General features: G+C 59.8%; 26 protein-coding genes. 12 read left to right on the top strand and 14 right to left on the bottom strand.

The window, feature by feature from the left end; translation table 11 throughout:
• Positions 1–211: 211 nt before the first annotated feature.
• Together LRK71_RS17205 and LRK71_RS17200 are read right to left on the bottom strand one after the other, a co-directional pair.
• Positions 212–1,087, bottom strand: coding sequence for a TIGR01459 family HAD-type hydrolase (locus LRK71_RS17205; protein ID WP_232405199.1), 876 nt, complete (start codon positions 1,085–1,087; stop codon positions 212–214).
• Between the two features lie 232 nt (positions 1,088–1,319).
• A complete protein-coding gene (locus LRK71_RS17200) occupies positions 1,320–2,240 on the bottom strand; it encodes a manganese-dependent inorganic pyrophosphatase (RefSeq protein ID WP_232405198.1) in 921 nt (306 codons plus the stop codon).
• 201 nt (positions 2,241–2,441) lie between these two features.
• Between LRK71_RS17200 and LRK71_RS17195 the strand changes: the two genes are divergently transcribed.
• From LRK71_RS17195 to LRK71_RS17170, 6 genes are all read left to right on the top strand, one after another.
• Positions 2,442–3,122 (top strand): DUF2161 domain-containing phosphodiesterase, encoded by a 681-nt coding sequence (locus tag LRK71_RS17195; protein WP_232405197.1) that lies wholly within the window; start codon positions 2,442–2,444, stop codon positions 3,120–3,122.
• A gap of 404 nt (positions 3,123–3,526) precedes the next feature.
• Positions 3,527–3,814: a co-chaperone GroES gene (locus tag LRK71_RS17190; protein WP_232405196.1), complete on the top strand. Its 288-nt coding sequence runs from the start codon at positions 3,527–3,529 to the stop codon at positions 3,812–3,814.
• Between the two features lie 66 nt (positions 3,815–3,880).
• On the top strand, positions 3,881–5,533 hold the full coding sequence (gene groL, locus LRK71_RS17185; protein WP_232405195.1) for a chaperonin GroEL: 1,653 nt from the start codon (positions 3,881–3,883) through the stop codon (positions 5,531–5,533).
• 198 nt (positions 5,534–5,731) lie between these two features.
• Positions 5,732–6,589: a DMT family transporter gene (locus LRK71_RS17180; RefSeq protein WP_232405194.1), complete on the top strand. Its 858-nt coding sequence runs from the start codon at positions 5,732–5,734 to the stop codon at positions 6,587–6,589.
• Positions 6,590–6,640: 51 nt separating this feature from the next.
• Complete coding sequence (locus tag LRK71_RS17175) at positions 6,641–7,435, top strand: esterase/lipase family protein (RefSeq protein WP_232405193.1); 795 nt, start codon at positions 6,641–6,643, stop codon at positions 7,433–7,435.
• A gap of 14 nt (positions 7,436–7,449) precedes the next feature.
• The gene (locus LRK71_RS17170; protein ID WP_232405192.1) at positions 7,450–8,601 is read left to right on the top strand and encodes an alpha-D-ribose 1-methylphosphonate 5-triphosphate diphosphatase; all 1,152 of its coding nucleotides are present in this window, start codon (positions 7,450–7,452) and stop codon (positions 8,599–8,601) included.
• 94 nt (positions 8,602–8,695) lie between these two features.
• Here the strand turns inward: LRK71_RS17170 and LRK71_RS17165 are convergent, their stop codons facing one another.
• From LRK71_RS17165 to LRK71_RS17155, 3 genes are all read right to left on the bottom strand, one after another.
• Positions 8,696–9,772 (bottom strand): 5-(carboxyamino)imidazole ribonucleotide synthase, encoded by a 1,077-nt coding sequence (locus LRK71_RS17165; RefSeq protein WP_232405191.1) that lies wholly within the window; start codon positions 9,770–9,772, stop codon positions 8,696–8,698.
• Positions 9,765–10,265, bottom strand: coding sequence for a 5-(carboxyamino)imidazole ribonucleotide mutase (purE, locus tag LRK71_RS17160; protein ID WP_232405190.1), 501 nt, complete (start codon positions 10,263–10,265; stop codon positions 9,765–9,767). The genes LRK71_RS17165 and purE overlap by 8 nt, the downstream gene beginning before the upstream one ends.
• A gap of 269 nt (positions 10,266–10,534) precedes the next feature.
• The gene (locus LRK71_RS17155) at positions 10,535–10,759 is read right to left on the bottom strand and encodes a YdcH family protein (RefSeq protein ID WP_232405187.1); all 225 of its coding nucleotides are present in this window, start codon (positions 10,757–10,759) and stop codon (positions 10,535–10,537) included.
• A 175-nt stretch (positions 10,760–10,934) separates the two neighbouring features.
• Here LRK71_RS17155 and LRK71_RS17150 point away from each other — a divergent pair, with 175 nt between their 5' ends.
• From LRK71_RS17150 to LRK71_RS17140, 3 genes are all read left to right on the top strand, one after another.
• The gene (locus LRK71_RS17150) at positions 10,935–11,348 is read left to right on the top strand and encodes an Hsp20 family protein (RefSeq protein ID WP_232405186.1); all 414 of its coding nucleotides are present in this window, start codon (positions 10,935–10,937) and stop codon (positions 11,346–11,348) included.
• Between the two features lie 5 nt (positions 11,349–11,353).
• Positions 11,354–11,578, top strand: coding sequence for a DUF1150 family protein (locus LRK71_RS17145; RefSeq protein WP_232405185.1), 225 nt, complete (start codon positions 11,354–11,356; stop codon positions 11,576–11,578).
• A gap of 155 nt (positions 11,579–11,733) precedes the next feature.
• The gene (locus tag LRK71_RS17140; protein WP_232405184.1) at positions 11,734–12,618 is read left to right on the top strand and encodes a PhzF family phenazine biosynthesis protein; all 885 of its coding nucleotides are present in this window, start codon (positions 11,734–11,736) and stop codon (positions 12,616–12,618) included.
• Here LRK71_RS17140 and LRK71_RS17135 read toward each other — a convergent pair.
• The 5 genes from LRK71_RS17135 to trxB all read right to left on the bottom strand — a co-directional run bounded on the left by LRK71_RS17135 (position 12,615) and on the right by trxB (position 19,242).
• A complete protein-coding gene (locus LRK71_RS17135) occupies positions 12,615–13,727 on the bottom strand; it encodes a hypothetical protein (protein WP_232405183.1) in 1,113 nt (370 codons plus the stop codon). The two genes, LRK71_RS17140 and LRK71_RS17135, sit on opposite strands and share 4 nt — an antisense overlap.
• Positions 13,728–13,892: 165 nt before the next feature.
• Positions 13,893–15,968, bottom strand: coding sequence for a bifunctional sulfate adenylyltransferase/adenylylsulfate kinase (locus tag LRK71_RS17130; RefSeq protein ID WP_232405180.1), 2,076 nt, complete (start codon positions 15,966–15,968; stop codon positions 13,893–13,895).
• 185 nt (positions 15,969–16,153) lie between these two features.
• Positions 16,154–17,833, bottom strand: coding sequence for an adenylate/guanylate cyclase domain-containing protein (locus tag LRK71_RS17125; RefSeq protein ID WP_232405179.1), 1,680 nt, complete (start codon positions 17,831–17,833; stop codon positions 16,154–16,156).
• Between the two features lie 123 nt (positions 17,834–17,956).
• Positions 17,957–18,295: a ribonuclease E inhibitor RraB gene (locus LRK71_RS17120; RefSeq protein WP_232405178.1), complete on the bottom strand. Its 339-nt coding sequence runs from the start codon at positions 18,293–18,295 to the stop codon at positions 17,957–17,959.
• 5 nt (positions 18,296–18,300) lie between these two features.
• Entirely contained in the window at positions 18,301–19,242 is a 942-nt protein-coding gene (gene trxB / locus LRK71_RS17115) for a thioredoxin-disulfide reductase (RefSeq protein ID WP_232405174.1), read from the bottom strand.
• 313 nt (positions 19,243–19,555) lie between these two features.
• Here trxB and LRK71_RS17110 point away from each other — a divergent pair, with 313 nt between their 5' ends.
• Complete coding sequence (locus LRK71_RS17110) at positions 19,556–20,056, top strand: Lrp/AsnC family transcriptional regulator (RefSeq protein ID WP_232405173.1); 501 nt, start codon at positions 19,556–19,558, stop codon at positions 20,054–20,056.
• A gap of 61 nt (positions 20,057–20,117) precedes the next feature.
• Here the strand turns inward: LRK71_RS17110 and LRK71_RS17105 are convergent, their stop codons facing one another.
• From LRK71_RS17105 to lgt, 4 genes are all read right to left on the bottom strand, one after another.
• Positions 20,118–20,897 (bottom strand): Hint domain-containing protein, encoded by a 780-nt coding sequence (locus tag LRK71_RS17105; RefSeq protein ID WP_232405172.1) that lies wholly within the window; start codon positions 20,895–20,897, stop codon positions 20,118–20,120.
• Between the two features lie 747 nt (positions 20,898–21,644).
• Positions 21,645–22,400 carry a peptidoglycan editing factor PgeF gene (pgeF, locus tag LRK71_RS17100; RefSeq protein WP_232405171.1) on the bottom strand — a complete coding sequence of 252 codons (756 nt, stop codon included), beginning with the start codon at positions 22,398–22,400 and terminating at the stop codon, positions 21,645–21,647.
• Positions 22,397–23,467, bottom strand: a complete 1,071-nt coding sequence (locus LRK71_RS17095) for a class I SAM-dependent methyltransferase (protein WP_232405169.1) — start codon at positions 23,465–23,467, stop codon at positions 22,397–22,399. The genes pgeF and LRK71_RS17095 overlap by 4 nt, the downstream gene beginning before the upstream one ends.
• Positions 23,464–24,363, bottom strand: coding sequence for a prolipoprotein diacylglyceryl transferase (gene lgt / locus LRK71_RS17090; RefSeq protein WP_232405167.1), 900 nt, complete (start codon positions 24,361–24,363; stop codon positions 23,464–23,466). The genes LRK71_RS17095 and lgt overlap by 4 nt, the downstream gene beginning before the upstream one ends.
• A 96-nt stretch (positions 24,364–24,459) precedes the next feature.
• Between lgt and LRK71_RS17085 the strand changes: the two genes are divergently transcribed.
• Positions 24,460–24,702: an accessory factor UbiK family protein gene (locus tag LRK71_RS17085; protein ID WP_232405165.1), complete on the top strand. Its 243-nt coding sequence runs from the start codon at positions 24,460–24,462 to the stop codon at positions 24,700–24,702.
• A 548-nt stretch (positions 24,703–25,250) separates the two neighbouring features.
• Entirely contained in the window at positions 25,251–25,751 is a 501-nt protein-coding gene (locus LRK71_RS17080) for a type III secretion system chaperone family protein (RefSeq protein ID WP_232405164.1), read from the top strand.
• Positions 25,752–25,824 lie beyond the last annotated feature (73 nt).

Raw genomic sequence — 25,824 nt, 5'->3', positions numbered from 1 at the left:
GTTGAGGCGGTCTTGCAATTTTAGAGCGCCAGGATGCGCCATTTGGTAACTTTATTACTTTGCAGGTGCAGAAAATCAAGTGGTTTTTGTGGTTGTGCCGGTGGTTCTACAGTCTGGTGCAGCGGGGAGATGGCGCGAAAACTTGACACCAGACAGGCTGGTGTCGAGCGAAGGGGAATGTGCCATAACTCTGAAAGTTAGGTGTTTTTTGTTACCGTAGAAAGCCGATGCTGAAGGTTGGCGCCGCGTTTTCCTGCTGTAGATAGGCGGTGAGCGCTGCAGCATCTGGCTGGGTTGTTGTTTTTGTTTCACGGGCCGCCAGCCCGCCGGTGATAAACAGGGAATCAATTCCTTCGCCCATTGCGCCGGCCACATCGGTATGGGGCCCGTCGCCAATGGCTAGAATATCACCATCTGCAATATCGCAGCCCAGCTCTGCCAGGCGGAGGCGGGCGAGATCGTAGATGGGCGGATGGGGTTTGCCAAAATACAGGCTTTCGCCCCCCATTTCAGTATAAAGCTTTGCCAGCGCGCCGGCGCACCATTCGCGGGTTTCGCCGCGATCCACGATAATATCGGGATTGGCGCAGAGCAGTTTCATGCCCATTTGTTTGGCCAGCATGAAATCGGCGCGGTTCACCTCTGGGTCGGCCAGGGTATCAAAGGGGCCACAGCAGACGATGCCCTCGGCCTCGGCCAGGGGAACGCGGGTGATTTCAATGGGGGCATCAATGACATGCAGCGGTTCAAAAAAGCCCGCATCGCGCTGCCAATCGCCCATAAAGTAAACCTTGGAGCCGACAGCCCCGGTAAACATGGCCGACCGCGCAGAATCGCCCGAGGTGGCGATGGTGTCATAGGCATCCTCTGGCACGCCAAATTCGGCCAGCTGCCCGGCCACCCCGGCGCGCGGTTTCGGCGAATTGGTCAGCAGCACCACCTTGCCGCCCCGACTCCGGTAGGCCTGCAATGCCGCCACGGCTTCGGGGAAGGCGGTGATGCCATTATGGACACAGCCCCAGAGATCAACGAACAGGGCCTGATAGCGGTCAGAGACCTCTGTGAGGGCGGTGATGATCTGGGTCATGGGCTCTGGCCTTTGTGGTGACGGATGCGATGCCACAGCTATGCCAAACTGCAAAGGGTTTGGCCAGTCTTGCCGACCAATCTTGCGGGCTGGCTTGCCGGGGTGCTCTTTGGTTCCGCGCCTGGGGAAAGCCGGCCCTGGGATCTGCCCGGTTAGTGGCCTACCCATGCAAAAAAGGCACCCCCGGAAGGGTGCCTTTGCAAATCTGCAATATCTGGGTACTGACAGGCGATCAGACCTTCAGGTTGGGAATGATCTGCTTTTTGCGGCTCATGACGCCGGGCAGGACAACGGTATCGCCCGCAACAGAGACATCAAAGCTCTTTTCGGCAACGGCTTTGACCAGATCGGTTGGCACCAAGAGGGTTGCCTCTTCGTTAAGGATATCAACGACAAACAGCAGCACCTGATCGACGCCATCTTCACTGGCAACGCTTGTCATGGTCTCCATCAGGCTAGCCTTGCGGTCCAGCACCACGGCCGGAGAGGTGGTTTCCAGCACCGAAACGCGGAACTTGGTGCCTTCTACGGCGTATTCCTTGCTGTCCATGCGCAGCAGTTCAGCATCCGAGAAGGACGACACATCGGATTTGGCGGCAAACATATCGGCGGCATAGGCGGCGATGTCGATGCCCAGATCCGCGGCCAGCTTTTCAGCAACGGCACGGTCGTGATCGGTGGTGGTGGGAGAGCGGAATTCCAGCGTGTCCGACAGGATGCAGGTCAGCGCCGCGCCTTTGACGGCCTCGGGCATCTTGGCCATATCGTCGCCGATCAGGTCATGCATGATGGTGGCGGTGCATGCCAGCGGACGAATGGTGATGTCGATGGGCCCTTTGGTTTCCAGGCCGCCGACCAGTTTGTGGTGGTCGATGATGGCCTGGATATCGGCGCCATTGATATTGGCGGGCAGTTCAGCAGGGTTATTGGTGTCAACAATGACAACAGCCTGATCGTCGGCCACATCGGCGATGATCGCGGGCTTGTCCAGGCCCCAACGCTGCAACATGAAGGCGGCTTCGGTATTGGGTTCACCCAGCAGCTTGGCTTCTGCGGCGATGCCTTTGATCTCGTTCAGGTACCAGGCCCAGACGATGGGGGACCCTGTGGAATCGGTATCGGGGGATTTATGGCCAAAAACTTGGACGGTCATGATGCTATCCTGTGAACAAAGGGGAGTTTGGCCGCCTTATAGCAGGGTGAAACCACTTGTCACCCCACCAAGGCTGCAATGCGGCGCTTAGCCCTGTGCATGGCTTGCGCGCCGGACTGTACCTGCAAAACCGCCCGGCACGCAGGCGCAGGGGCTGCGCTGCTATGTTGTTTTGCCAAACCTGCGGTTATGGTCGCGCGCATGGAGCGTGAAGATCAACTATATCCGCCTGTTAAGGCGCTGCTGCAATCCCAGGGCTATGAGGTCAAAGGGGAGGTCGGGGCGGCGGATGTGATGGCACGGCGCGGGCAAGAGGATCCGGTGATTGTCGAACTGAAGCTGCGGTTTTCACTGTCGCTGTTTCATCAGGCGGTGACCCGCCAGTTGGTGACGGATCTGGTCTATATCGCGGTGCCGCGTCCCAAGGGGCGACAGGCGCGGCGTATGCTGAAGGATAATCTGGCCTTGTGTCGCCGCCTGGCGCTCGGACTTATCACCGTGCTGCCAGATGGCCGCTGCGAGGTTCACTGCGACCCCGGCCCCTATGTGGCGCGCAAATCGAAAAAACGCCAGCAACGGCTGCTGCGAGAATTTGAGCGCCTGCGCGGCGATCCCAATGCAGGCGGAGCCACCCGGCACGGCATTGTCACCGCCTATCGCCAGGACGCCCTGCGCTGTGCTGCCTATCTGGCCGAAGCAGGGGCCACCAAAGGATCCGAGGTGGCAAAGGCCACGGAGGTTGCCCGGGCCACGGCGGTGATGGCGGCCAATCACTATGGCTGGTTTGAGCGGGTGGCGACGGGCATTTATCAACTGACCGAGGCCGGCAGCACCGGGCTGAAGCACTGGGCCTATAGCTGGGAAGGCACCAGTGGTGACTAATGCCCAAGCGGGCGCATCAGGCGCAGGCTCTGGACCAAGAGGCGGGGGGGGATGGAAGAATGCAGTCCTTATGATTTCACCGGAAACTGATATTTTATAATATATTACAATATATTAGGTTTTATATTTTTGGCGCTGGGCTTGGGTGAATTCGTCGGTGGGACTTGGCGCTGGGCCTGGCGGTGTATGGCGCGACTGGCTGCGCGGTGTATGGCGCGACTGGCTGCGTTGCTTCCTCTTTGCGCGGCGGATGCAAGAAAAATGAATCCAGTGGTTGACTCACTCTGTTTTGGCTCCTAGCTATTCGATCGTTAGCACTCACCAGTCTTGAGTGATAATGCCTCCTGCAACGAGCAGGAGGGAATAGAGATAACAACCTTTGAGCCTATAAAGGAGCTGCAAAGATGGCCTTGAAACCACTCCACGACCGCGTGTTGGTTCGTCGCACCGAAAGCGAAGAAAAAACCTCTGGTGGGTTGATCATCCCTGAATCCGCCAAAGAAAAGCCCAGCGAAGGCCAAGTCGTCGCAACTGGCGAAGGCGCACGCAAGGACAGCGGTGAACTGATCGCAATGGCCGTTTCGGTTGGCGACAAGATCCTGTTTGGCAAATGGTCCGGCACCGAAGTCACCATCGACGGCGAAGAGCTGCTGATGATGAAGGAAAGCGACATCATGGGTATCATCGAGTAAGCGACGCAGCTTCTCTGATCTCATATCACGCTTATTTACAAAGATTTTTCTCGAGGAGAATGAACTATGGCTGCTAAGGACGTCAAATTTGACACCGATGCCCGTAACCGTATGTTGGCCGGCGTCAACATCCTGGCCGATGCTGTCAAGGTAACCCTGGGCCCCAAAGGCCGTAACGTGGTTCTGGACAAGAGCTTTGGCGCACCACGCATCACCAAAGACGGTGTGTCGGTTGCCAAGGAAATCGAACTGGAAGACAAGTTCGAAAACATGGGCGCCCAGATGGTGAAGGAAGTTGCTTCCCGCACCAACGACGAAGCGGGCGACGGCACCACCACCGCCACCGTTCTGGCCCAGGCCATCGTCAAGGAAGGCCTGAAGCAAGTTGCAGCCGGCCTGAACCCAATGGACCTGAAGCGCGGCATCGACCTGGCAACAGCCAAGGTTGTTGCAGGCATCAAAGACATGGCCCGCGAAGTCAAGGACTCCGCAGAAGTTGCACAGGTTGGCACCATCTCCGCCAACGGCGAATCTGAAATCGGCCAGCAGATTGCTGACGCGATGCAGAAAGTCGGCAACGAAGGCGTGATCACTGTTGAAGAAAACAAGGGTCTGGAAACCGAGACCACTGTTGTCGAAGGCATGCAGTTCGATCGCGGCTACCTGTCGCCTTATTTTGTGACCAACGCTGATAAGATGGTTGCAGAACTCGAAGACTGCATGATCCTGCTGCACGAGAAGAAGCTGTCCTCGCTGCAGGCGATGGTGCCTCTGCTTGAGCAGGTGATCCAGTCGCAGAAGCCTCTGCTGATCATTGCAGAAGACGTCGAAGGCGAAGCGCTGGCAACTCTGGTTGTCAACAAACTGCGCGGCGGCCTGAAGATTGCGGCTGTGAAAGCACCTGGTTTCGGCGATCGCCGTAAAGCCATGATGCAGGATCTGGCCATTCTGACCGGCGGTCAGGTGATCTCCGAAGATCTGGGTATGAAGCTCGAGTCCGTTACCATGGACATGCTGGGCACCGCCAAGAAAGTCGAAATCACCAAAGACGAAACAACCATCGTTGACGGTGCAGGCTCCAAGGCCGAGATCCAAGCCCGCGTTAGCCAGATCCGGGCTCAGATTGAAGAAACCACGTCTGATTACGATCGTGAAAAGCTGCAGGAACGCGTTGCCAAACTGGCAGGCGGTGTTGCTGTGATCCGCGTTGGTGGCATGACTGAAACCGAAGTGAAAGAGCGCAAAGACCGCGTTGACGATGCCCTGAACGCAACCCGCGCTGCTGTGCAGGAAGGCGTCATCGTTGGTGGTGGTGTTGCTCTGGTTCAGGCCGGTAAAGCACTCTACGGCATGGAAGGCGGAAACGCTGACCAGACTGCGGGTATCGTTATCGTGCGTAAAGCGATCGAAGCACCTCTGCGTCAGATCGCCGAAAACGCCGGTGTTGATGGTGCCGTGGTTGCTGGCAAAGTACGCGAAAGCGACGACAAGAACTTTGGCTTCAACGCTCAGACCGAAGAATATGGCGATATGTTCGCCTTTGGTGTGATCGATCCTGCCAAAGTGGCCCGGACCGCGCTGGAAGATGCAGCCTCGATTGCTGGTCTGCTGATCACCACCGAAGCCATGATTGCGGACAAGCCATCCAAAGACGGCGGCGCAGCCGGCGGCGGCATGCCCGACATGGGCGGCATGGGCGGCATGGGCGGCATGATGTAAATCACGCCATCCTACCGGATGAATTGGGGGTCGCCTTTGGGCGGCCCCCTTTTTGTTGCGCGCGCAGTCCTGCCGAGATGCCCTTCCTTACCGCTTCACAGGGCTGCGAGGATGGTTGCCCTGCCGTGCCCCCTGGGATAGCGATCTACTGATATGACATATCTGTGCCGGAATGCCCGGCCCGCGCGAGGTCCGGTGATGCAGCTGATCTTTCTTGTTCTTCTTGTCTTGATTGCCTTTGCGGCCAATTCGGTGCTTGGCCGGATGGCGATCAGCTGGGGCTATATGGATGCGCTAGGCTTTGGGCTTTTGCGGCTGGCCGCAGGCGCTGTGATGTTGTCGGGGCTGTGCCTGTTGCGCGGTCACGGGCTGCGACAGCCGCTTTGGGCCAGTCTTCGAGGCGGTGCGGCACTGACGCTATATATGATTGGGTTTTGTCTGGCCTATCAGGGGCTTGATGCAGGGCTTGGGGCCTTGGTTCTGTTTGGTGTGGTACAGATCGCTATGTTTGGCTGGGGGGCGCTGCGTGGCAACCGGGTTGGGGCGGGGCAATTGGCGGGTGCAGGGCTGGCCTTTATAGCCCTTGCCTATGTGGTCTGGCCGGACCAGAAGCTGCAGGTGCCACTATGGGAGGCGGGCCTCATGGCACTTAGCGGGCTTGGCTGGGCCGCCTATAGCCTGCTGGGGCGCGGCGTGCGCGATCCGATTGCGGCCAGTGCGGTCAATTTTCTTTGGGCCACCGGGCTGATGCTGCCCTTTGTCTGGCTGTTCCAGGTTGAGGCGGTGATTTCTGCACCGGGGATTGCGCTGGCGGTTCTTTCCGGCGCGGTGACCTCGGGGCTGGGCTATGCGCTATGGTATCGGGTCCTACCGCAGCTGCAGCCCGCCGTGGCTGCCACAATTCAGCTGAGCGTCCCGGTGATTGCCATCCTTGGCGGCGTGATCTGGTTGAGTGAGCCCCTGGGGCTGCGACTGGTTCTGGGCACGCTTGGGGTGCTGGCCGGCATTGCCTTGGTGATCTGGGCGCCAAGGCTGGCCAGTTTCAAAAGGGCCTGATTTGGGGTTTTCTCATCCCGTGCAAGCGCCTATCTGAAGGGTGTGCAACGTTTGACCAAAACCCTTGTACCGGCGGCTCTGCTGTTGGTGACCCAGCTGACCCCGGATCCGGCAGCGGCGGATTGTGTCGTGCTGCTGCATGGGCTGGCCCGCACCGAGAGCTCTTTTATGGTGCTGGAGCAGGTGCTGGAAAAACGTGGCTACCAAGTGGAAGTCCCAGGCTACCCTTCTACAGAATACACCATCGCAGAGCTGGCGGAGCAGACCCTGCCCGCCACTATCGCGGCCTGTGGCAGCGATCAGCCAATCCATTTTGTTACCCATTCCATGGGTGGTATTTTGCTGCGCTATCACCTGCAGGATCCGGCGCACCGGCCTGCAAACCTGGGGCGTAGCGTGATGCTGGGGCCGCCGAACCAAGGCAGCGAAGTGGTGGATGAGCTGGGTGACTGGGCTGTCTTTGGCATGATCAACGGGCCGGCGGGCGGCAGCCTTGGCACTGGCCGTGACAGCCTGCCAAAACACCTGCCGCCAGTAGATTTCCCCCTGGGCGTCATCGCTGGAACCAGATCTATCAGCCCGGTGTTTTCGGCGATGATTCCTGGTGATGATGACGGCAAGGTCTCTGTCGAGAGTACGAAGGTTGCCGGCATGCTCGATCATCTGACACTGCCTGTTACCCATACCTTTATGATGAATGATCCCCTGGTCATGACCCAGGTGCTACAGTTTATCGAGCAGGGCGCATTTGACCCGGAAATCACCTGGATAGAGGGCCTGTCCGAGGTGATGGAGGGAACCTGCCTTGGCGCGGACTGTGGCTATGCGCTGCCGAAAATCAGATAGAAGGGCATAGACCGATGACATTGCAAGAGCTGCGCCTGCAGGGCGGTGATGTGCTGACCCCGGCGGGGCTGGAGCGCAACGGCGAAATTGGTCTGGCACAGGGGCGGATCAGCGCGGGCGGCTCTGGTCGTGCGGTCGATCTGTCGGGTTATCTGCTGCTGCCGGGCATCATTGACGCCCATGGCGACGGGTTTGAACGCCACCTGGCGCCCCGACGCGGCGCAATGAAGCAGATGGCCGAAGGGGTTGTCGCCACCGAGGCAGAGCTGGCCGCCAATGGCATCACCACGGCGGTTCTGGCCCAGTTTCACAGCTGGGAAGGGGGGCTGCGCAGTCCTGACTACGCAGCCCAGGTCTTTACCGCCCTGGCAGAGGTTCGCGCCGATCTGGTGACCGATTTGATTCCGCAGCTGCGTTTTGAAACCCATATGCTGGACGACTACGCAGCGCTGCCGCAGAAAATTGCGGACTGGGCCGTGTCATATATTGTTTTCAACGATCACCTGCCGCATGATCGTCTGGCCCAGGGCAAAAAGCCGCCCCGACTGACCGGACAAGCGCTGAAGGCAGGACGCAATCCTGATAAGCATTTTGAGATGCTGCTAGAGATGCACCGCCGCAGCGGCGAAGTCCCCGCCGCCCTCGAGGCGCTTTGTACGCAGTTGCACGAACAGGAACTGCGCATCGGCAGCCATGATGACCAGACCGCGCAGGACCGCGCCATATGGCGCGCCCGCGGCGCCTTGATTTCCGAGTTTCCCGAAACGCAAGAGGCCGCCGAGGCGGCGCGGGCAGGCGGCGATCATATCATTCTGGGCGCGCCCAATGTGGTTCGCGGTGGCTCGCACAAGGGCAATGCCTCGGCGCTGGATCTGATTGCCATGGGGCTCTGTGATGCGCTGGCCTCGGATTACCATTATCCCAGCCCACGTCGCGCGGCCCTGATGCTGGCGCGGGCCGGGCTGCTGGATTTGGGCGCGGCCTGGGGCCTGGTCTCTTCCGGGCCTGCGCAGCTGCTGGGGCTTTCGGATCGGGGGGATTTCTCCCTGGGAAAACGCGCCGATATGGTGATCCTGGACAGGGCAAGCGAGCGGGTTGCGGCCACGCTATCGGGCGGGCAGTTCAGCTATATGTCTGGCGAGATCGCAACACGGTTCATCGGGTAGGTTGGCGCAGATCAGGTTTGTCTGTCTGCGCCGGAAGACCAAGCGCCCGCCTTCAGCCGAGAGCGGGCGCTTGGCACATGCCATGACAGGGATGTTACTTTTGCGCGCGGATGATCCGGTTCACATGGGCCATCTTGCGGCCCTGCTTGGCCTCGGCCTTGCCGTATAGGTGCAGGGCGCAGTCGCGCTCTTTCGCCAGTTCGGGCAGGCGGTCCATATCGTCGCCGATAAGGTTTTCCATCACCACATCCGCATGTCGTTGCCCGTCGCCGAGCGGCCAGCCAGCGACCGCGCGGATATGTTGTTCAAACTGATCAACCGCGCAGCCATTCTGCGTCCAGTGACCGGAGTTATGCACCCGTGGCGCGATTTCATTCACCACAAGTCCCTGTTGGGTGACAAAGAGTTCAACCCCTAGTACGCCGATATAGTCCAGCGCGTTCAGGACCTTGGCGGCAAGCAGCACTGCATCCATCCGCTGCCCCGCGCTGAGGCGTGCAGGCACGGTGGTGGTGTGCAGGATACCATCGCGGTGCACATTCTCGCCGGGGTCATAGCAGGCGACGTCACCCGTGATGCCGCGCGCTGCGATGACAGAGACTTCGTGACTGAAGTCCACAAAGCCTTCCAGCACAGATGGCGCGCCCGCCATGGCCTCCAGCGCTTCGCCCGCCTGGTCGGGCGACATGATACGGGCCTGGCCCTTGCCATCATAGCCAAAGCGCCGGGTCTTGAGGATCGCAGGTGTGCCGATTTCGGCCAGCGCGGCGTCTAGGCTGGCGGTATCGGTGATATCGGCAAAGGCGGCGATTTTCAGATCCAGCCCCTGCAGAAAGGTCTTTTCGGTCAGGCGGTCCTGTGAAATCCGCAGCGCCTCGCGACCGGGCCGAATGGGGCGAAGCGCCTCCAGGGTATCCAGCGCGGCGGTGGGGATGTTTTCAAATTCATAGGTGACCACATCCACCGCATTGGCAAAGCGCAGGAGCGCTTCGGTGTCTTCATAGCCGGCGGTGGTCACCTGATCGGCAACCTGGCCTGCGGGGGGATTGGCACCGGGCTCAAAGATATGGGTCTTGAAGCCAAGCCGCGCCGCCGCAACCGAGAGCATGCGCCCCAGTTGGCCGCCGCCAAGGATGCCAATGGTGGCCCCGGGTTTCAATGCATCAGTCATCGACGGGTTCCTCTGGGATAGAGGCCGACAGCGCCGCGCGCCAGGCATCCAGCCGTTCGGCCAGGGCCGGGTCCTGCAGTGCCAGAATGCCCGCAGCCATCAGCCCTGCATTGGCGGCGCCGGCGGCACCGATGGCCATGGTCGCTACGGGAAAGCCCTTGGGCATCTGTACGATGGAGTAGAGCGAATCCACCCCTGATAGGGCGCGGGTCTGAACTGGCACGCCAACAACCGGCACCCGCGTTTTTGAGGCCACCATGCCTGGCAGATGTGCTGCCCCTCCGGCACCCGCAATGATCACCTGCAGGCCGCGATCAGCTGCCGATTTACCATAGGACCAGAGCCGATCCGGGGTGCGGTGTGCCGATACGATCTTGGCCTCGTAGGGGATGCCGAGTTCATCGAGAAGCGTGGCGGCCTCTTTCAGGGTGGGCCAGTCGGACTGGCTGCCCATGATGATGCCCACTTTGATATCGCTGGGGGTGCTTGGCATGTGTTTTGTCCTGTCATGCCGCAGATTCCGCGCGGGGAAGACTGCTGGGGTGGAAGGAGTGCGCACTATAGTCAAACTTGCCCATGGTGCAATGCGACAATGCGGGGAAGTGCTATAGAGGGCGGCCTGCCTTTGAAAAGGCCGGGCCGTGCAGAGGCCAGCTTGGGCTGAACCCCATAGAGGTAACCCTATCCAAACCCGGCACCCAGGCGAGCGAGGGGCGGCCATCGGGGGCAAGTCGTCATGGCGCGGCTGGTCCGGCCGTGACGTCAGGCGATGATATCGGGTGTCAGCCGATCTTCGATCTGCGAGATCTTGTCTTTAAGGCCAAGCTTTTGCTTTTTCAGCCGTCGGATTGTCAGTTGATCGCTGGTGCCACGTTCCTGCAGGGCGGTGATGGCCTCATCCAGATCGCGGTGCTGTCTGCGAAAGACTTCCAGCTCGACTGTGAGAACCTCGTCGTTCTTCATTGACATATCAGCAGAAGCGTTCATGGGCGACTCAAACCATAAGGGAACCGGGAGGGCTAAGGTACTTCCTTAACGCCTTTTCCGCTAGACCTAGCGGTCAGAGACTTGAGAATTCTATATAAGTCACCATATTCTAATCACGCAGTTGCCGCTCAGGGACTGTGGATCAACGTCGCTTTGAAGCAAAAGGACGATATACGTGTCGAAACTCACCTTGGGTTCATACCCGCATATGCTGGGGTTTGAACAGTTGGAACGCCTGCTGGAACGCTCTGCGAAATCCGGAAATGAGGGTTATCCACCTTATAATATTGAACAAACTTCCGACTTTTCCTATCGTATCACCCTTGCGGTGGCAGGCTTTGCCGAGTCTGATCTTGCGATCACCGTCGAAGATCGCCAGCTGGTGATCCGTGGCCGTCAGGGCGATGACGGTGACGGGCGGGTCTTTTTGCACCGGGGAATCGCGGCGCGCCAGTTTCAGCGCATGTTTGTGCTGGCGGATGGCGTCGATGTGGGCGAGGCGGTGATGGAGAACGGGCTGTTGCACGTTGATCTCACACGCTCCCGTCCGGAAACTGTGGTTCAGACGATCAATATCAAAAAGGGGTAAGAGCAATGCAAACGCCATTTGACACCAATACCACCGGCCCGCGCACCGTCTACGTCAAAGCGGTCGCGGTTTGTGATCTGCCTGAGGACGTGCAGGCCAATGCCGAAGGGCGCGATCTGCTCTATGCCGTGCATGATTCCGAGGGCGAGCAGCTGGCAGTTGTCACTGACCGGAAGCTGGCATTCTTGCTGGCGCGTCAGAATGATCTGTCTCCGGTTGCTGTACACTAGGCTCCGGCCTTAAAACGCCTGTAGGTTCTGGCCTCAAAATACCTGTGCGCCCTCTCATCGGAGGGGGCGCTATTATTTGCGAAGACCCGAGATGGTTTTCAGGTCTCCTCGTTGTGTTATGCTCTGGCAAAAGTCAGCCAAACAGGTGGGGCATGATGAGCAGATATGATTTTGATTGGGTCGATGCGTTTTCGGATCGTGCCTTTGGCGGCAATGGCTGTGCGGTGGTCCATGGTGGCGCGCATTTGCCGGTAGATATCTGCACCGCCTATGTGCGCGAGACGTCTTTGGTGGAATGCACCTTCACCGGCCCCTCTGAGGTGGCAGACCTTCAGGTGCGCTATTTCCTGGCCAGCCGCGAGATCCCCTTTGCCGGCCATCCCACAATTGCCACTGTGGCCGCCCTGCGCGACCGTGGGCTGATTGGCGACGGTCAGATCCGTCTGGAAACCGGTGCCGGGATCGTGCCGGTGACCATTGCGGGCGATCAGATTGAAATGACCCAGATCGCGCCAGAGTTTGGTCCAAAACCCGATCCTGCCCTGGTGGCGGCGGCAATTTCCTTGCCGGTCGAGGCCATTCTGGGCGCACCACAAAAAGTGTCAACGGGATTGCCCTTCTGTATTACCGTGCTCAAAGATCACAGCGCATTGGCGCAGGCGCGCCTTGACCTTCCGGCGCTGGCCAAGCTGGGCCAGGCGCTGGGGGCAGACGGCATTGATATGATGGAGCCGTTTCTGGTGGCCCTGCAGGGGGCCACCGAAGGCGGCGATACCTATGCGCGGCTGCTGATGGCGCCCCCTAGCCCGCCGGAAGATCCGTTCACCGGCTCTGCCAGCGGTGCGATGGGTGCCTATCTGTGGCGCAATGGCCTGATGCAGAAAGATAGCTTTGTGGCCGAGCAGGGCCATGGCATGGGCCGCCCCGGCCAGGCGCGTATCAGCCTGGTTGGCCCCGCGGAGGCCCCGCTGGGGATCCGGGTTGCGGGTACGGGGTTTGTGCTGATGCGCGGCACGGTGGATCTGCCGGATTCTGCCTAACCCCGCTTCAGATGCTGGGCGTCGCGTTCTGTGCGGCGTTTGGATTTCTGGCGGTCCCAGGCGCGGCGCAGCCCCTGGGTTTTCAGCTCGGCCTCGGGGTCGAACATAAGGATCGCGTTGCGAAAAATCCATTCGCCAAACGAGCCACGGCATCCCTTTTCCGGCCATAGGGAACGTTCTGACCAGATGTAATTTTCCCTGAGCTCGTCAGGTTGCACCGGCTGCGCCATGGCCTGGTGCGACAGGCGCATCATCAGCTGCATGATGTTTTCTTCTTCCAGAACCTTGTCTCGGGCGGTGCGAATGGCTGACTGGGCGCTTTCCCAGCGGCCATTTTGCATATCGCGGACCATGCGCCGGGCTTCCTCTTCCGGGTTGCTAAGGTCCAGGGTCGCAAAGCTGTCTTCTGGGAAATACTCGGGCACGTTGTTGCAGCCGGCATAGAAGGGAAAGGACCAGCACAGCCAGGGATCGGTGAGCTTCTCTGTCCAGACATGTGGGCCTTTGCCGTTTTCAATCGCAAGATTGTATTTGTTGGGCAGCAGCGCATCGGCCTTGTCATCAATCGGGGTGAAGCCGCGACCGTATAGTTCGATATGTTCAGGGATCAGCTGGGTCATGGCCTCAACAAAGCGCATGCGCTTGCGGTGAAATTCCGTATAGACCTTGTTCGAGGTGACGATCGCGATTTTGTCTTGTTTCTCTGGGATGGCAAGATCCTTGAACCAGTCATAGCCATGCGGCGCGCGCTGACCGGAGAAATCCGTACCAACCCACCAATACCAGCAGACGGCCCGGTGCCATTTCTTGGTGGTCAGCGGTTTGTCCGTGGTGGTCAGGGCCAGGCCAAACTGATTGAGAAAGCGGCAGCTATAGGGATGAATGACATCCGGTTCCGCTGCGATAAAGATGCTGCGTTCACGCGGCACCCGGCTCTTGATTGTGTAGGAGGCGCGGTTAAAGGCGATCAGGACATCGGTATCTTCCGGGACGGTGGAGCCAAAGGTGAACCTGACATTCCCAATTTGTGATAGCCCGCCGGGTGCCTGTTTGAGAAACGAAATTGGGGCGATATCGGTGAAAACATGTGTCTTAATCTGCTGGGCCATCTGTATCTTTACCTATGAATAGGCCTAGCTTAGGTGGAAATCCGCCTACACGAAAGCGTGAATGCCGCGGAGAATACCATAAAATAACGCGCGCCCCTTCATCAAAAGGAACGCGCGTCACTGATGTTTGACTGCCTGCGGCAGACTGGCGGGATTGATCGCGCCTTAGCCGGAGATCAGACCCATGTTTTCCAGCTTCAACAGCACCTGATGCGCGCAGTTGTCGACATCGACGTTCTCGGTCTCGACGCTCAGCTCAGGGCTGGTGGGTACGTCATAGGGGTCAGAGATCCCGGTGAACTCTTTGATCTTGCCTTCTCGGGCCAGTTTATACAGGCCCTTGCGGTCGCGGCGTTCGCATTCTTCCAGCGAGGTCGCGACATGGATTTCAACAAAGGCACCAAAGGCTTCGACATCTTCACGCACGGCCCGGCGGGTGGTGGCGTAGGGCGCAATGGGCGCACAGATGGCGATGCCGCCGTTTTTGGTGATCTCAGAGGCCACATAGCCGATGCGACGGATATTCAGATCGCGGTGCTCTTTCGAGAAGCCCAGCTCGGAGCTGAGGTTTTTACGCACGATATCGCCATCCAGCAGGGTCACGGGGCGGCCGCCCATTTCCATCAGCTTGATCATCAGCGCGTTGGCGATGGTGGATTTGCCTGATCCGGACAGGCCGGTCAGGAAGACGGTAAAGCCCTGCTTAGAGCGCGGTGGCTTGGTGCGGCGCAGTTCCTTGACCACTTCGGGGAAGGAGAACCACTCGGGGATCTCCAGGCCCTCGGACAGGCGGCGGCGCAGCTCGGTGCCGGAAATGTTGAGGATGGTAACGTCATCCTTGTCTTCGATCTCGTCGATGGCTTCGTATTGGGCGCGCTCGGACACCCAAACCATATGTTTGAAATCGACCATTTCGATGCCCATTTCTTCCTGATGGGTGCGGAACAGGTCCTGCGCATCATAGGGGCCGTAGAAATCTTCACCGGCCGAGTTCTTGCCGGGGCCTGCGTGGTCGCGACCAACGATGAAATGGGTGCAGCCGTGGTTTCTGCGGATCAACCCGTGCCAGACCGCTTCGCGGGGGCCTGCCATACGCATCGCCAGGTTCAGCAGGCTCATCGAGGTGGTGGACGTGGGGTATTTGTCCAGCACGGCCTCGTAGCAGCGCACGCGGGTAAAGTGATCGACATCGCCGGGTTTGGTCATGCCGACAACCGGATGGATCAGCAGGTTGGCCTGGGCTTCACGCGCGGCGCGGAAAGTCAGTTCCTGGTGGGCGCGGTGCAGCGGGTTGCGGGTCTGGAAGGCCACGACCTTGCGCCAGCCCAGCTTGCGGAAATAGGCGCGCAGCTCGTTTGGAGTGTCGCGACGGGCGCGGAAGTCATAGTGCACAGGCTGCTGGATGCCGGTGACAGGGCCGCCCAGATAGATCTTGCCAGCCTGATTGTGCAGGTAGTTGACCGCAGGGTGTGCGTCATCGTCGGCGCCAAAGACCATTTCGGCTTCGCGCGCTTTGTTTGGGGTCCAGCTGTCGGTGACAGTCATGGTTGCCAGGATCACGCCTTCCTGATCGCGCAGTGCGATATCTTCGCCCACTTCTAGCGTGGCGGCAAACTCTTCGGAGACATCCAGGTTGATCGGCATCGGCCAGAGCGTGCCGTCGGCCAGGCGCATGTTTTCCACAACACCGTTGTAGTCTTCCTCGCTCAGGAAGCCTTTCAGCGGGTTGAAGCCGCCGTTCATCAGCAGTTCAAGATCACAGATCTGGCGCGGGGTCAGGTCGTGGCTTTTCAGTTCTCCCGCCTCGGTTTTCAGCTTCTGGGCAGAGTCATAGGAGACATAGAGCTCGGGGATAGGAGCCAGGTTATTCTGCATTGGATGAGTCCTGTGTTTAATATGGGGCAAGCCGCTTGCTGTGCCGGTAAGTTCCGCGTGCAGCACATCGTATTCAGCCAACTTGCGGGAGAGGAATTGATCGGTGAGTCGTCTTTTTTCAGTGGCGCCATGTCGTGTCAGCGTGTAGGCAAAGCGCTGACGCTTATCGGGGCCAGCTCTGTCGCTTATGGTGATCAGCCCGGTATCAGCGACACTGCGCAACAGTGTGTTCAATCGCCCCAAAGAGAGACCCAGCGCTGCTGCAGTGGCGCGCTGTGACGCTTCCGGTGCCAGATCAAGCTGGCGCAGGAGGCGGAAGATCTGGTCTTCCTCGTTTGGCGTGGCGGGTGTGTCGGGCGGTGTCATGGCGGGATGGCGTCTGGGTTAATGTGTGTTCAGGCGTGAACGCATCGCATAAATAGCCCTGCGAGCAAAGGCCAAAAATACCCGAAATGTGTGAGATCGGGCAGCGTTGCTGCGCTGCAACGCCATTTGATCTGCTGTGGTCCTGATTGCTGAAACACTGTCCCGTCTGGATAGGGTAATCAGGACTATGGTTCAGATCTTTGCAAAATTTCGGGAAGTGTCGCGGCCTGACGCAGGGCAAGGGCCATCAGCGGCTCTGCGACGCCGCGAAGGTGAAAGGTGCGGAGTTCGAGATCTGAGGTGGCGTAGCCTGCCGCGTGCAACACTGCGGCCGAAACCATCAACTCGACCCCTTCGTCCTTGCTGGCGCCCTCCAGGCGGCTGGCGGCATTAACGGTGTCACCGATGATGGTGCGTGGGGCATGGCCCGCGGCACCAATTTCGCCAATCACCAACTCTCCCAGATGCAGCCCCATGCCGATCTTTATCGGCTCATCCCCTTCGGCCTGTAGGGTCTGGTTGAAGGTTTCAAGCGCCAGGCCAATCTGGCAGGCGGCCCGAAGCGCCGCCTGGGCGGACTGCTGGGCCTTAGCCGCGTCGAAGACGGCGAGAAAGCCATCGCCAAGGTATTTGTCCACATGGCCGCCGCTGCTGATGACGCAGGGGACTACGGCATCAAAGAATCGGTTCAGCAAAAAGACCACGTCATAGGGCAATTGGGCAGAGGTGCGGGCGGTAAAGCCGCGCATGTCGAGAAACAGGATCGCCAGCTGCTGTTCGCGCCCCTGGCTGGCATGGGCGCGCTTTCGGCGGCCGCTGGGGTGAAACATGCGGGTCACGGTCAGCGGTGCCTCTGGGCGGATCTGGCAGGCCAGCCGCATATTGGGCTGGGCTTTGACAGCCGCTAGGCTGCGCGCTTCGGGTGGGGCGGGGGGTGGCAGGCCGTCGCTGCCCGCGTCGATCACCACCCGGCAGGTGGTGCAGCGCCCCTTGCCACCGCACAGGGAGGTATGGGGCACCGCGTGGCTGCGTGACATTTCCAAAAGGGTCATGCCTTTTTCCGCCGTAATCGAGGGGCCGTCGGAATAACTGATGTGCACGGATCGGCCACTGCGGCGCAGCTTTTGCAGCCCATAGGCGCAGGCGGTCAGGGCCAGCAGCAGCAAGAAGATCTGTAATAGACGGGTTTCGGTCAGGCGCAGGGTGGCAAAATTCTCGGGGGTGGGCCAATTGAAATAGGCCATCAGATCGGCGCGCTGGCTGCCCTCGACAAAGATGTCATAGATCCGTCGCCCTTCGCTAAGCAATCCGGCGAGGGCAAAGCTGGGGATGAAAACCGCCAGGCCGATCATATAGGGGAGGGTCTTGCGCCACCATCGGGTGAGGCGCAGCCAGAAATGCAGCCCTATGCAGCCATGGATCCAGACCACCAGAAGCAGCGTCGATTGCCACCAGATCACCGGGCTATTCCACATCAGCACGATAATATAGGGGTAGTCATCGCGCACCGCAAAGAGGTGATGCGCAACAGAACTATGGGTGATGTGAGATAAGAGCTGCAGCGGGATCAACAGGCCCAGAATGGTCTGAACGGCCTCGCCCAGTGGCATGCGCAGGCTGCGTTTGCGCGCCAGCCGCCACAGCGCCAGGCCAGGATGCAGCAACAGGGAACTGGCCATGATGACAATCCCCAGGGGATTGCGCGTAATGACATGGCGCGCTTCTTGCATCGCCTCCATTGCGGTTGGTGAAAACAGCCCAAGCCCAAGATTGATGAAATGAAAGAAAGCATAGGTCATCAGCACCAGCCCGGTGATGATCCTGGTGCGGGTGATCCAATTCCCCCGCCAGAGTGCGCTTGCCACCCGCCGCTTCTCCTGTCTTTTGGGTTCTGTCCAGGAACAGAGTGCCGGGCGTAGCCTCCTGGGTCAATGCCAGGTCACCCCTGGGGGCAAAACCACCGATGCCAAGGCGGGCGCGGGCAGTGTTTAGCTCTCCAGTCCCCAGCCATCGGGGGCAAACCCGTGCTTCAGTGCGGCGCGGGTGGCCACCTCCTCGCCGATCCAGATGCCGGTGGCCGAAATCATCTGATCTGGCAGGGTGGCGGCGAGATAGGGGGTGCCATCCTCTGCTTCATCGGCACTGACATAGGTGCAGCTATACTCGCTGCGGCTCAGTTCCTCTGCCAAGGCACGCCAGTCGGCCCCGTCGTGGGTGGGGACAAAGAAATAATCCACGTCCGCCACCTCGGGCAGGCCATGTTCGGCCTGCAGGGCGTTGAATGCCGCAACGGTTTCGTCGCGCTGGGTGTCGAAATCCTGCGGCATCCGGCTTACTCCTGTTCCGCGATAAAGCGTTCCGCGTCCAGTGCGGCCATGCAGCCCATGCCGGCCGAGGTCACCGCCTGGCGGTATTTGTGATCGGTCAGATCACCCGCAGCAAAGATACCGGGAACCGAGGTTTCGGTGGTGCCGGGCTTGACCGAGACATAGCCGCCATTGTGCAGTTCAAGGCTATCCTTGACCAGTTCATTGGCCGGGGCGTGACCGATAGCCACAAAGACGCCCTTGCAGGGGATCTCGGTGATTTCGCCGGTCTTGCTGTGCTTGACGCGCACACCCTCAACCCCAAGCGGGCTTTCGCTGCCGATCACCTCATCCAGTTCATGGAACCAGAGCGGCTCAATCTTGGGGTTTTTCATCAGCCGATCAATCAGGATCTTTTCGGCGCGCAGCTCATCGCGGCGGTGGATCAGCGTCACCTTGGAGGCAAAATTGGTCAGGAACAGCGCTTCTTCGACTGCGGTGTTGCCGCCGCCAATGACCACAATTTCCTGGCCGCGGTAAAAGAAGCCATCACAGGTTGCGCAGGCGGAAACGCCAAAGCCCTTGAACTTTTCTTCCGTTTCCAGCCCCAGCCATTTGGCACGGGCACCAGTGGCCAGGATCACTGCATCCGCCGTATAGGTGGTGCCGCTGTCGCCCTTGGCGGTGAAGGGACGCGCAGAGGTGTCGAGCGAAGTGATGATATCGCCGATGACCTCGCAGCCCATGGCCTGGGCATGTTCCTGCATCTTGATCATCAGATCCGGGCCCTGCACCTCGGTAAAGCCGGGGTAGTTTTCCACCTCGGTGGTGGTCGTCAGCTGGCCGCCGGGCTCGATGCCCTGCACCAGGACGGGTTCCAGCATGGCGCGGGCGGCATAAACGCCAGCGGTATAGCCGGCTGGACCGGAGCCAATGATCAAAACCTTGGTGTGGCGCGTGTCGCTCATCTCGTATCCCCAAAAACTGCGCAGTATTTGCACATTGAATCAGCAAAAATGGCGTCCGTGGCCGCCGTCAGGCTTGCATATAACGATAGGGCGGCAGCTCTTAAACCCCTGTTGCGCGGGCAGGGCTGGTGCTGGACGGGCGCAGCGGCGCAGGCTTTGGTGTGATTTGTGGTACAGGGGCGCGGCACGGGGGAAGAGGGGCTTTTGCCGCTTGAACTTGGCTGAGGCAAAGAATATTGCGCCGTTGTGAAATAATATTGCGCAGTCTTGCAGTAGTGCTATAAGAAACGCAATCTGACAGGAGCTTTACACCATGGTCACAACCCGTCTTGATCCGATTGATCGCAAGATACTCTCGGAGTTGCAGGCCGATGGGCGCATGACCAATGTCGAGCTGGCCAAACGTGTGGGCATTTCTGCTCCGCCCTGCCTGCGCCGTGTGCGCGCCCTGGAAGAGGCCGGCCTGATTGGCGGCTACCACGCCGAGGTCAATGCCCGCGAGCTGGGCTTTGAGGTTCAGGTCTTTGCAATGGTGGGGCTGGAAAGCCAGGCCGAATCCGAACTCACCGCCTTTGAAGAGCAATGCCGCAGTTGGCCACTGGTACGCGAGTGTCACATGCTGAACGGTGAGGTGGATTTCATCCTGAAATGCGTCTCTCCGGATCTGAGCACCTTTCAGAGCTTCCTGACAGCGCAGCTCTTGACCACACCAAATGTGGCCAGCGTCAAAACCTCGCTGGTGATCCGTGGTGCCAAGGATGAACCAGGGGTGCCCTTTGATGTTCTGGAAGAACGCCTGCAACGCCAGGCCTGAGCCGGGCGATCCCCCCACTGCCTATCTTTGCGCGGCTGTTTTGCCAAAGAGGCTGGCCCGGCTAGGGCTGGTCACCACGTTCTGGGGCGTGGTTGCGCTCATAGGCCAGTGGGCCAAAGCCTGAAATCGTATCGATATGGCTAAAGAGGTTGAGGTAGAGCGTCTTGATGGCATAGCTGACCAGCTTCAGCGCCTCGGGGCCGGGGTGATAGGTCTCGAACTCTAACCCGCCGACCCGGATCACCGCATGTTTGGGCAGGCAGAGGTGAAACAGATCCACCACTGTCGGTGGCGCGGTTTCAAAGATGTTCATGCCATCCTGAAATTCTTCCACCAGGGTCAGCATCGGTGGTCGGTCGGTGCCGACCCGCATATGTGGCGGCATCCGCAAGAGCCGCGCCGCAGGTCCGGCCACCACGCAGGAGGTTGGCTTTTGCAGCCCCAGGCTGTCAGCCATAAAACTGGTCAGGCGATGGCTGCGCCCCTTGGCATCAGCGCGGGCGGGCACCAGGCTGGTGCTGCCTTTCCAGATCAGTGGCTGGCAAGAGCCGTCCTGGGTGATGAGCATGTCGCCGGGCAGCAGGTCTTCGACGGCGATTGGCCCGTTGCAGGTGTCCACCATTGATCCCCGGGTAAAGGCGCAAAAGGCATCTTCAAAAATCGGCAGGGCCGGGGCGATATGGCGGGTTTCAGCGATTGCGCCATCGGGCAGCAGGCTGCTCACCTCATAGCGGCGCAGTTGCGGCTTTGTGCCCAGGCGGAGTGCGGCCGGATCCTGTAGCAAGGCCTGGGCTTCGGAAGCCCTGGACGCGGCCTGTTGGAGTGACTGCGGCAGGGTCATGAGGTTTGGACCTTTGGTCGGCCCTGCCACCCGAACGCCATTCTCCATCGGTGCTGCGAACTGGCAAGGTGTCTGGGGGAAAAGGATATTTTTTGCATAATGTGGCTCTGCGCTAAAGTGCTCTACGGGTTACTCTTCTGGTCAATCTGCGAGATGCGGCCCAAAACCAGCGCATCCTGCGGACGTTTCCTGCGCGAGTGTGATGGCGAATACCTAAGAAAGGGTCACTGCGATTGCAGATATCACACGATTTGCGGGCGGTTTGCGGTGGTCTTTTATCAGGACTGGCAGCGGCGCAGGCGGATCAGCCCTATATGGTCTTTGCTAGGCGTGTTTCTGTTGGTCAGGCAGGTCGTTCTGCGGGCGGTTCACCGCCAATCGCTGTCCGAACTGCGAGGGCTGTCTTTTGCGATGTTTCTGCCAAGGGAGCCGCTGAGTATCTGATTTTGCTTCTGAAATCATCGATCTCAAAAAACGTGATCCGGTGTTCATTCTGCAACTCCAAGCTGTACGCCCCGGTGTGACCCAAGGCTTGTTTCAGCTTAATATCGGTAATCATTGCGTCATGAATATGGCTGGCCCATGGAAATTCCCAAGCGCAGTGCTGCAGGGGCCTGCGGCGCAGTGTTCTGATGCGGCATGGATAAGTTGTTGATATTTATATAAAATTCTTGGAAGTTTCGCGATCTGGGTGTGATCGGGGGCGAAATGGGGCCAAACCTGTGCTGCGCTGCCCTGATTTGGGCCCTATAGGACGATGCAGGAAATTAACCTTCCGTAGTCGGCTTCGCCCGCGTGGGTAGTGCGTCGGTATGAGTAAAACATATCCGCATCGCTATAGGTGCAATGACGGGTCCATTCGGCTTGGCCAATGCCTGCGGCGCGCAGCAGGTGCAGTCCCAGGCCGGGCAGGTCGAACTGATAGCGCCCCGCCGCACCATTGGCAAAGAAACGGGCGTGATCCGGGTCTTGCTGCAGGAAGTTTTCGCAGAACTCCGGTCCCACCTCATAGGCGCGTTGCGAAATAGAAGGGCCGATCACTGCGTGGGTCTTGCTGCGATCGGCGCCAAGGTCTTCCATCGCGTTCAATGTGGCTTCCAGCACGCCGGCCAATGCGCCGCGCCACCCTGCATGGGCGGCGCCAATGACCCCTGCCTCGGCATCGGCAAACAGCACGGGCTGGCAGTCGGCGGTCAGAATCCCAAGGGCGATGCCGGGCGTTTTGGTCACCATGGCATCGGCGCGTGGGCGGTCGGTGGTGGGGGCGGTGATCACCGCAACATCGGCGGAATGCACCTGATGCACCCCAACTAGCGCCATTGGTGCCACCTGCATGGCCTTGGCCACGCGCGCGCGATTCAGCGTCACGGCATCACGTTGGTCGCTAGAGCCAAAGCCGCAGTTCAGCCCCTTGAACACGCCGGTAGAGGCACCGCCGCGACGGGTGAAGAACCCATGATGAACACCGTCCAAAAGATCCGAGGTCAGAATTTCCAGCGTCATGAGGTCAATCCAGGTGGCAATGAGGTCGTGGCGGGGGTGATCCCCAGAACTTTGAACAGGTTTCCCATTTCATCCGGGTGCGTCAACCGTCGATGTGCGGCAATCAGGCTGTCGAGTGCGGTGCCGTCCAGCCGGTTTGCCAGGGTGCGGGCGCGTTCGGTGATGCCAAGCCGCTCCAGAAAGACCCCCTGCGGTGTGACCCTGCTGTGGCTGCAGCCCGCACCGGTTGCCACGCTGCACAGCACTTCAAAATCCACATGCGCGGTCAGATCGGCGGTACCTGGCGCATGCAGAGGATCCACCGGAGCGTGCGATTTCAACGCCTGTAGCGTGTCGCCCAAAGACCGCCAGTCGCCATAGTCGATTATCAGCGCAGCACCGCCATGCTGGGCAATGCGCTGGGCCAGGCTGGCGGTGATGGGAGGGCTGGCGGGACACAACTCTACCAGATCGTCGGGTTTGGTATCGGCCAGGCGGTGTTCCAGCGCGGGCTGCGGCGCTGCGGGGCCTAGCCCAAAGCACAGCGCGCCCTCGGCGAGGCCAACGCAGCGTTCGCGCCAGCCTGCCCCGTCGCGGACAAACTGGCGAATGGGCAGGGCATCAAAAAATTCATTGGCCACCAGGAACAGCGGTTGCTGCGGCAGGGTATCTATGCTGTCGGCCCAGGTGACCTCATAGCCTTTTAAGGTCTCGGCCTGGGTGTGACGCAGGCTTGGCGAGGCCTCGACCAGATGCAGGCGCAGCGCGGCGTGAAAGCCGGGCACTGCGCGGGTGGCGCGCAACAGATCCGCCATCAGGGTGCCGCGTCCGGGGCCCAGCTCGGCCAGGGTAAAGACTTTGGGGGCGCCCTGATCCAGCCAGCTTTGCGCCAGCGACAGGCCGATGAGTTCGCCAAACATCTGGCTGATCTCTGGCGCGGTGGTGAAATCCCCTGTCGCGCCAAAGGGTTGCTGGCGGGTGTAATAGCCATGTTCCGGGTGCAGCAGGCAGTCTGCCATATAATCAGCCAGGCTGATCGTACCGTCGCTGTGGATACGGGCGGCCAGCTGATCCATCAGCGATGTCATGCCGGAGCACCCACCACAGGCCGAGACCGCAGAGCAAAGTACAGCCCTAGCGCAACCATCGGTAGCGACAGGATTTGTCCCATCGTCAGGCCATAGCCGCCCAGCTGCCAGGCCAGTCCCAGCGGGTTGCCCTGGCTGACAAACTGCGCATCGGGCTGGCGAAAGAATTCTACCAGGAATCGCGCCGCGCCATATCCGGCCAGGAACAGGCCCAGGGCCAAACCTGGGCGCAAGAATGCCTGACGCCGCCAGACCAGCCAGATCAGTAGGCTGCCCAGTACCAGCCCCTCTAGCAGCGCCTCATAGAGCTGCGATGGATGGCGGGCGCAGAGCGAGCCCAGGGTCTGTCCGCAGCTTTGGGCCGCGTCACCCGGGAAAGCCACGCCCCAGGGCAGATCGGTGGGGCGGCCCCATAGCTCGGCGTTGATGAAATTGGCCAGTCGCCCCAGCAACAACCCCGTCGGCACCGTATAGGCGACCAGATCGGCCATCTGTATCTTGGCAATCCCGTGGCGTGCGGCATAGGCCCAGGTTGCGACAATCACCCCAAGCAAGCCGCCGTGAAAGGCCATGCCGCCCTGCCAGATGCGCAGAATTTCCACCGGATGGCTGAGATAGTAGCCCGGTTGGTAGAACAGCACAAAGCCAAGCCGCCCCCCGAGAATCACCCCAAGAATGATCCAGGTCATCAGATCTTCGACCTGCTGGGGTTGCATTGGCGGGGTTTGCGCGGGCCAAAGTCGTGGCGTTTTCAGCGCGGCAACCGCCAGGCGCCAGGCAATCAGAATGCCCGCAATATAGGCCAGGGCGTACCAACGCAGGGCAAACTCCATGCCAAACAGGGAAATCGAGAAAATCTCGGGCGAAATATCGGGGAATTGGATCATGGCCTGCATGTGGTCCTGAATGCCTCTGGTCGTGAAGGGAAGTCAACGGCTTGCCGATGACCCTTTGCACCCCATATAGGGGGGGAAAGCGATACGGAGAAGATGATGCAGAGCCGCAACAAGATTATGGATGATATTTCCCAGCTGATGACTAATGCGATGGGCGTGGCCCAGGGCGCAAAGGATGAAGCAGATACCGCGATGAAGGGGCTGATGGATCGTTGGTTGGCTGGCCACGATTTTGTCACCCGCGAAGAGTTTGATGCGGTGCGCGCCATGGCGCAAAAGGCACGCGAAGAAAACGAGGCCCTGAAGTTGCGCCTCGAGGCGCTTGAAGCCAAGGGTTAAGCACGGCTGATCTGCCTGGCGCTGTTTGCCCGGTTTGCTGTTTGCCCTGTGGGCTGTACGGCGCGATGTGATGGCGTGCTGTATTGGCACCTGACGTGGTTGACCAATTCTATCCTGCCTGCCCCGATTTTGCGGGGCAGGTAGTTGCTTGCCTGTGCCTCTGCGCTACGGTTCTACTGTTTTGGGGGCAAGGGGCGGGCTGAATTTGTGTCGCCCTATCGCTTTCATCCCCTGTTGCGCTGGGCAGTGCCCGCGCGGCTTTCCCGTCAATTTACGCTCTCGCCGCGTGCCGCTGTGCCGGGGCTGCTGGTCCTGTTCACGGCCTGGCCGTGGAAGAGGGGAGGCCGCCGGGTATGCGATATTTTGCGGCTGAAGCGCTTTCGTCCACAACTTATTGCAGATATCCCCAGATAAAGGGTTGCCAGGATCACTCCCTCTTGCCACCATATCTGGTATGGAGGCGGGGATGCTCCCCGTTCTGTAGACCAGAAACCTAGCTGTAGCGGGCGCCCCGCGCCCCAGCGGTTAGAGACCCGAGAGGTGAGATTATGGCCCTTTCCGAATATCTTCTGGACGACGAGGCCCACCCGATTGACATCGTCGAAAACCTTGCTGCGCATCACGACTGGGATTTTGACCGCATTGGCGACGATCAGATTGCCATGGCCGTCGAAGGCCAGTGGCGCACCTATTCGCTGACCCTTGCCTGGTCCGGCTATGAAGAAACGCTGCGGCTGATTTGCAGCTTTGAGATGGAACCACCCACCGCGATGATTCCGCAGTTGTATGAGCTGATCAATCTGATGAATGATCAGTGCTGGGCAGGCGGTTTCACCTATTGGGCGGATCATAAGGTGATGCTCTATCGCTATGGGCTGGTTCTGGCGGGTGGGCAATCGGCCAGCCCCGAGCAGATCGACGCGATGATCCATGCGGCAGTGTCCAGCTGCGAGCGTTATTATCCGGCGATCCAGTTGACCACCTGGGCTGACAGATCCCCCAAAGAGGCTATCCAGGTAGCCATTGCAGAGACCTACGGCCGGGCATAAAATCCTGCCGTGTTAGGGTGTTATTGAAAACTTGCGCGGCGCGCGCCGTTTGGCGCGGTCGGCTGAATCCGTG

Source organism: Pseudophaeobacter flagellatus (assembly GCF_021228235.1).
Classification (GTDB): domain Bacteria; phylum Pseudomonadota; class Alphaproteobacteria; order Rhodobacterales; family Rhodobacteraceae; genus Pseudophaeobacter; species Pseudophaeobacter flagellatus.
This window is presented reverse-complemented; position numbering and strand designations above follow the sequence as displayed.

What these genes read in the sequence shown, in the direction of transcription:
- groL (WP_232405195.1), top strand. Translation starts at nt 3,881, where the DNA reads ATGGCTGCTAAGGACGTCAAATTTGACACCGATGCCCGTAACCGTATG.
- LRK71_RS17165 (WP_232405191.1), bottom strand. Translation starts at nt 9,772, where the DNA reads ATGACTGATGCATTGAAACCCGGGGCCACCATTGGCATCCTTGGCGGC.
- LRK71_RS17155 (WP_232405187.1), bottom strand. Translation starts at nt 10,759, where the DNA reads ATGAACGCTTCTGCTGATATGTCAATGAAGAACGACGAGGTTCTCACA.
- LRK71_RS17180 (WP_232405194.1), top strand. Translation starts at nt 5,732, where the DNA reads ATGCAGCTGATCTTTCTTGTTCTTCTTGTCTTGATTGCCTTTGCGGCC.
- LRK71_RS17105 (WP_232405172.1), bottom strand. Translation starts at nt 20,897, where the DNA reads ATGACCCTGCCGCAGTCACTCCAACAGGCCGCGTCCAGGGCTTCCGAA.
- LRK71_RS17135 (WP_232405183.1), bottom strand. Translation starts at nt 13,727, where the DNA reads ATGGCCCAGCAGATTAAGACACATGTTTTCACCGATATCGCCCCAATT.
- LRK71_RS17130 (WP_232405180.1), bottom strand. Translation starts at nt 15,968, where the DNA reads ATGACACCGCCCGACACACCCGCCACGCCAAACGAGGAAGACCAGATC.
- trxB (WP_232405174.1), bottom strand. Translation starts at nt 19,242, where the DNA reads ATGAGCGACACGCGCCACACCAAGGTTTTGATCATTGGCTCCGGTCCA.
- LRK71_RS17145 (WP_232405185.1), top strand. Translation starts at nt 11,354, where the DNA reads ATGCAAACGCCATTTGACACCAATACCACCGGCCCGCGCACCGTCTAC.
- LRK71_RS17140 (WP_232405184.1), top strand. Translation starts at nt 11,734, where the DNA reads ATGAGCAGATATGATTTTGATTGGGTCGATGCGTTTTCGGATCGTGCC.
- LRK71_RS17120 (WP_232405178.1), bottom strand. Translation starts at nt 18,295, where the DNA reads ATGCCGCAGGATTTCGACACCCAGCGCGACGAAACCGTTGCGGCATTC.
- LRK71_RS17200 (WP_232405198.1), bottom strand. Translation starts at nt 2,240, where the DNA reads ATGACCGTCCAAGTTTTTGGCCATAAATCCCCCGATACCGATTCCACA.
- LRK71_RS17095 (WP_232405169.1), bottom strand. Translation starts at nt 23,467, where the DNA reads ATGACATCGCTGATGGATCAGCTGGCCGCCCGTATCCACAGCGACGGT.
- lgt (WP_232405167.1), bottom strand. Translation starts at nt 24,363, where the DNA reads ATGCAGGCCATGATCCAATTCCCCGATATTTCGCCCGAGATTTTCTCG.
- purE (WP_232405190.1), bottom strand. Translation starts at nt 10,265, where the DNA reads ATGCCAAGCACCCCCAGCGATATCAAAGTGGGCATCATCATGGGCAGC.
- pgeF (WP_232405171.1), bottom strand. Translation starts at nt 22,400, where the DNA reads ATGACGCTGGAAATTCTGACCTCGGATCTTTTGGACGGTGTTCATCAT.
- LRK71_RS17195 (WP_232405197.1), top strand. Translation starts at nt 2,442, where the DNA reads ATGGAGCGTGAAGATCAACTATATCCGCCTGTTAAGGCGCTGCTGCAA.
- LRK71_RS17205 (WP_232405199.1), bottom strand. Translation starts at nt 1,087, where the DNA reads ATGACCCAGATCATCACCGCCCTCACAGAGGTCTCTGACCGCTATCAG.
- LRK71_RS17170 (WP_232405192.1), top strand. Translation starts at nt 7,450, where the DNA reads ATGACATTGCAAGAGCTGCGCCTGCAGGGCGGTGATGTGCTGACCCCG.
- LRK71_RS17190 (WP_232405196.1), top strand. Translation starts at nt 3,527, where the DNA reads ATGGCCTTGAAACCACTCCACGACCGCGTGTTGGTTCGTCGCACCGAA.
- LRK71_RS17085 (WP_232405165.1), top strand. Translation starts at nt 24,460, where the DNA reads ATGCAGAGCCGCAACAAGATTATGGATGATATTTCCCAGCTGATGACT.
- LRK71_RS17110 (WP_232405173.1), top strand. Translation starts at nt 19,556, where the DNA reads ATGGTCACAACCCGTCTTGATCCGATTGATCGCAAGATACTCTCGGAG.
- LRK71_RS17080 (WP_232405164.1), top strand. Translation starts at nt 25,251, where the DNA reads ATGGCCCTTTCCGAATATCTTCTGGACGACGAGGCCCACCCGATTGAC.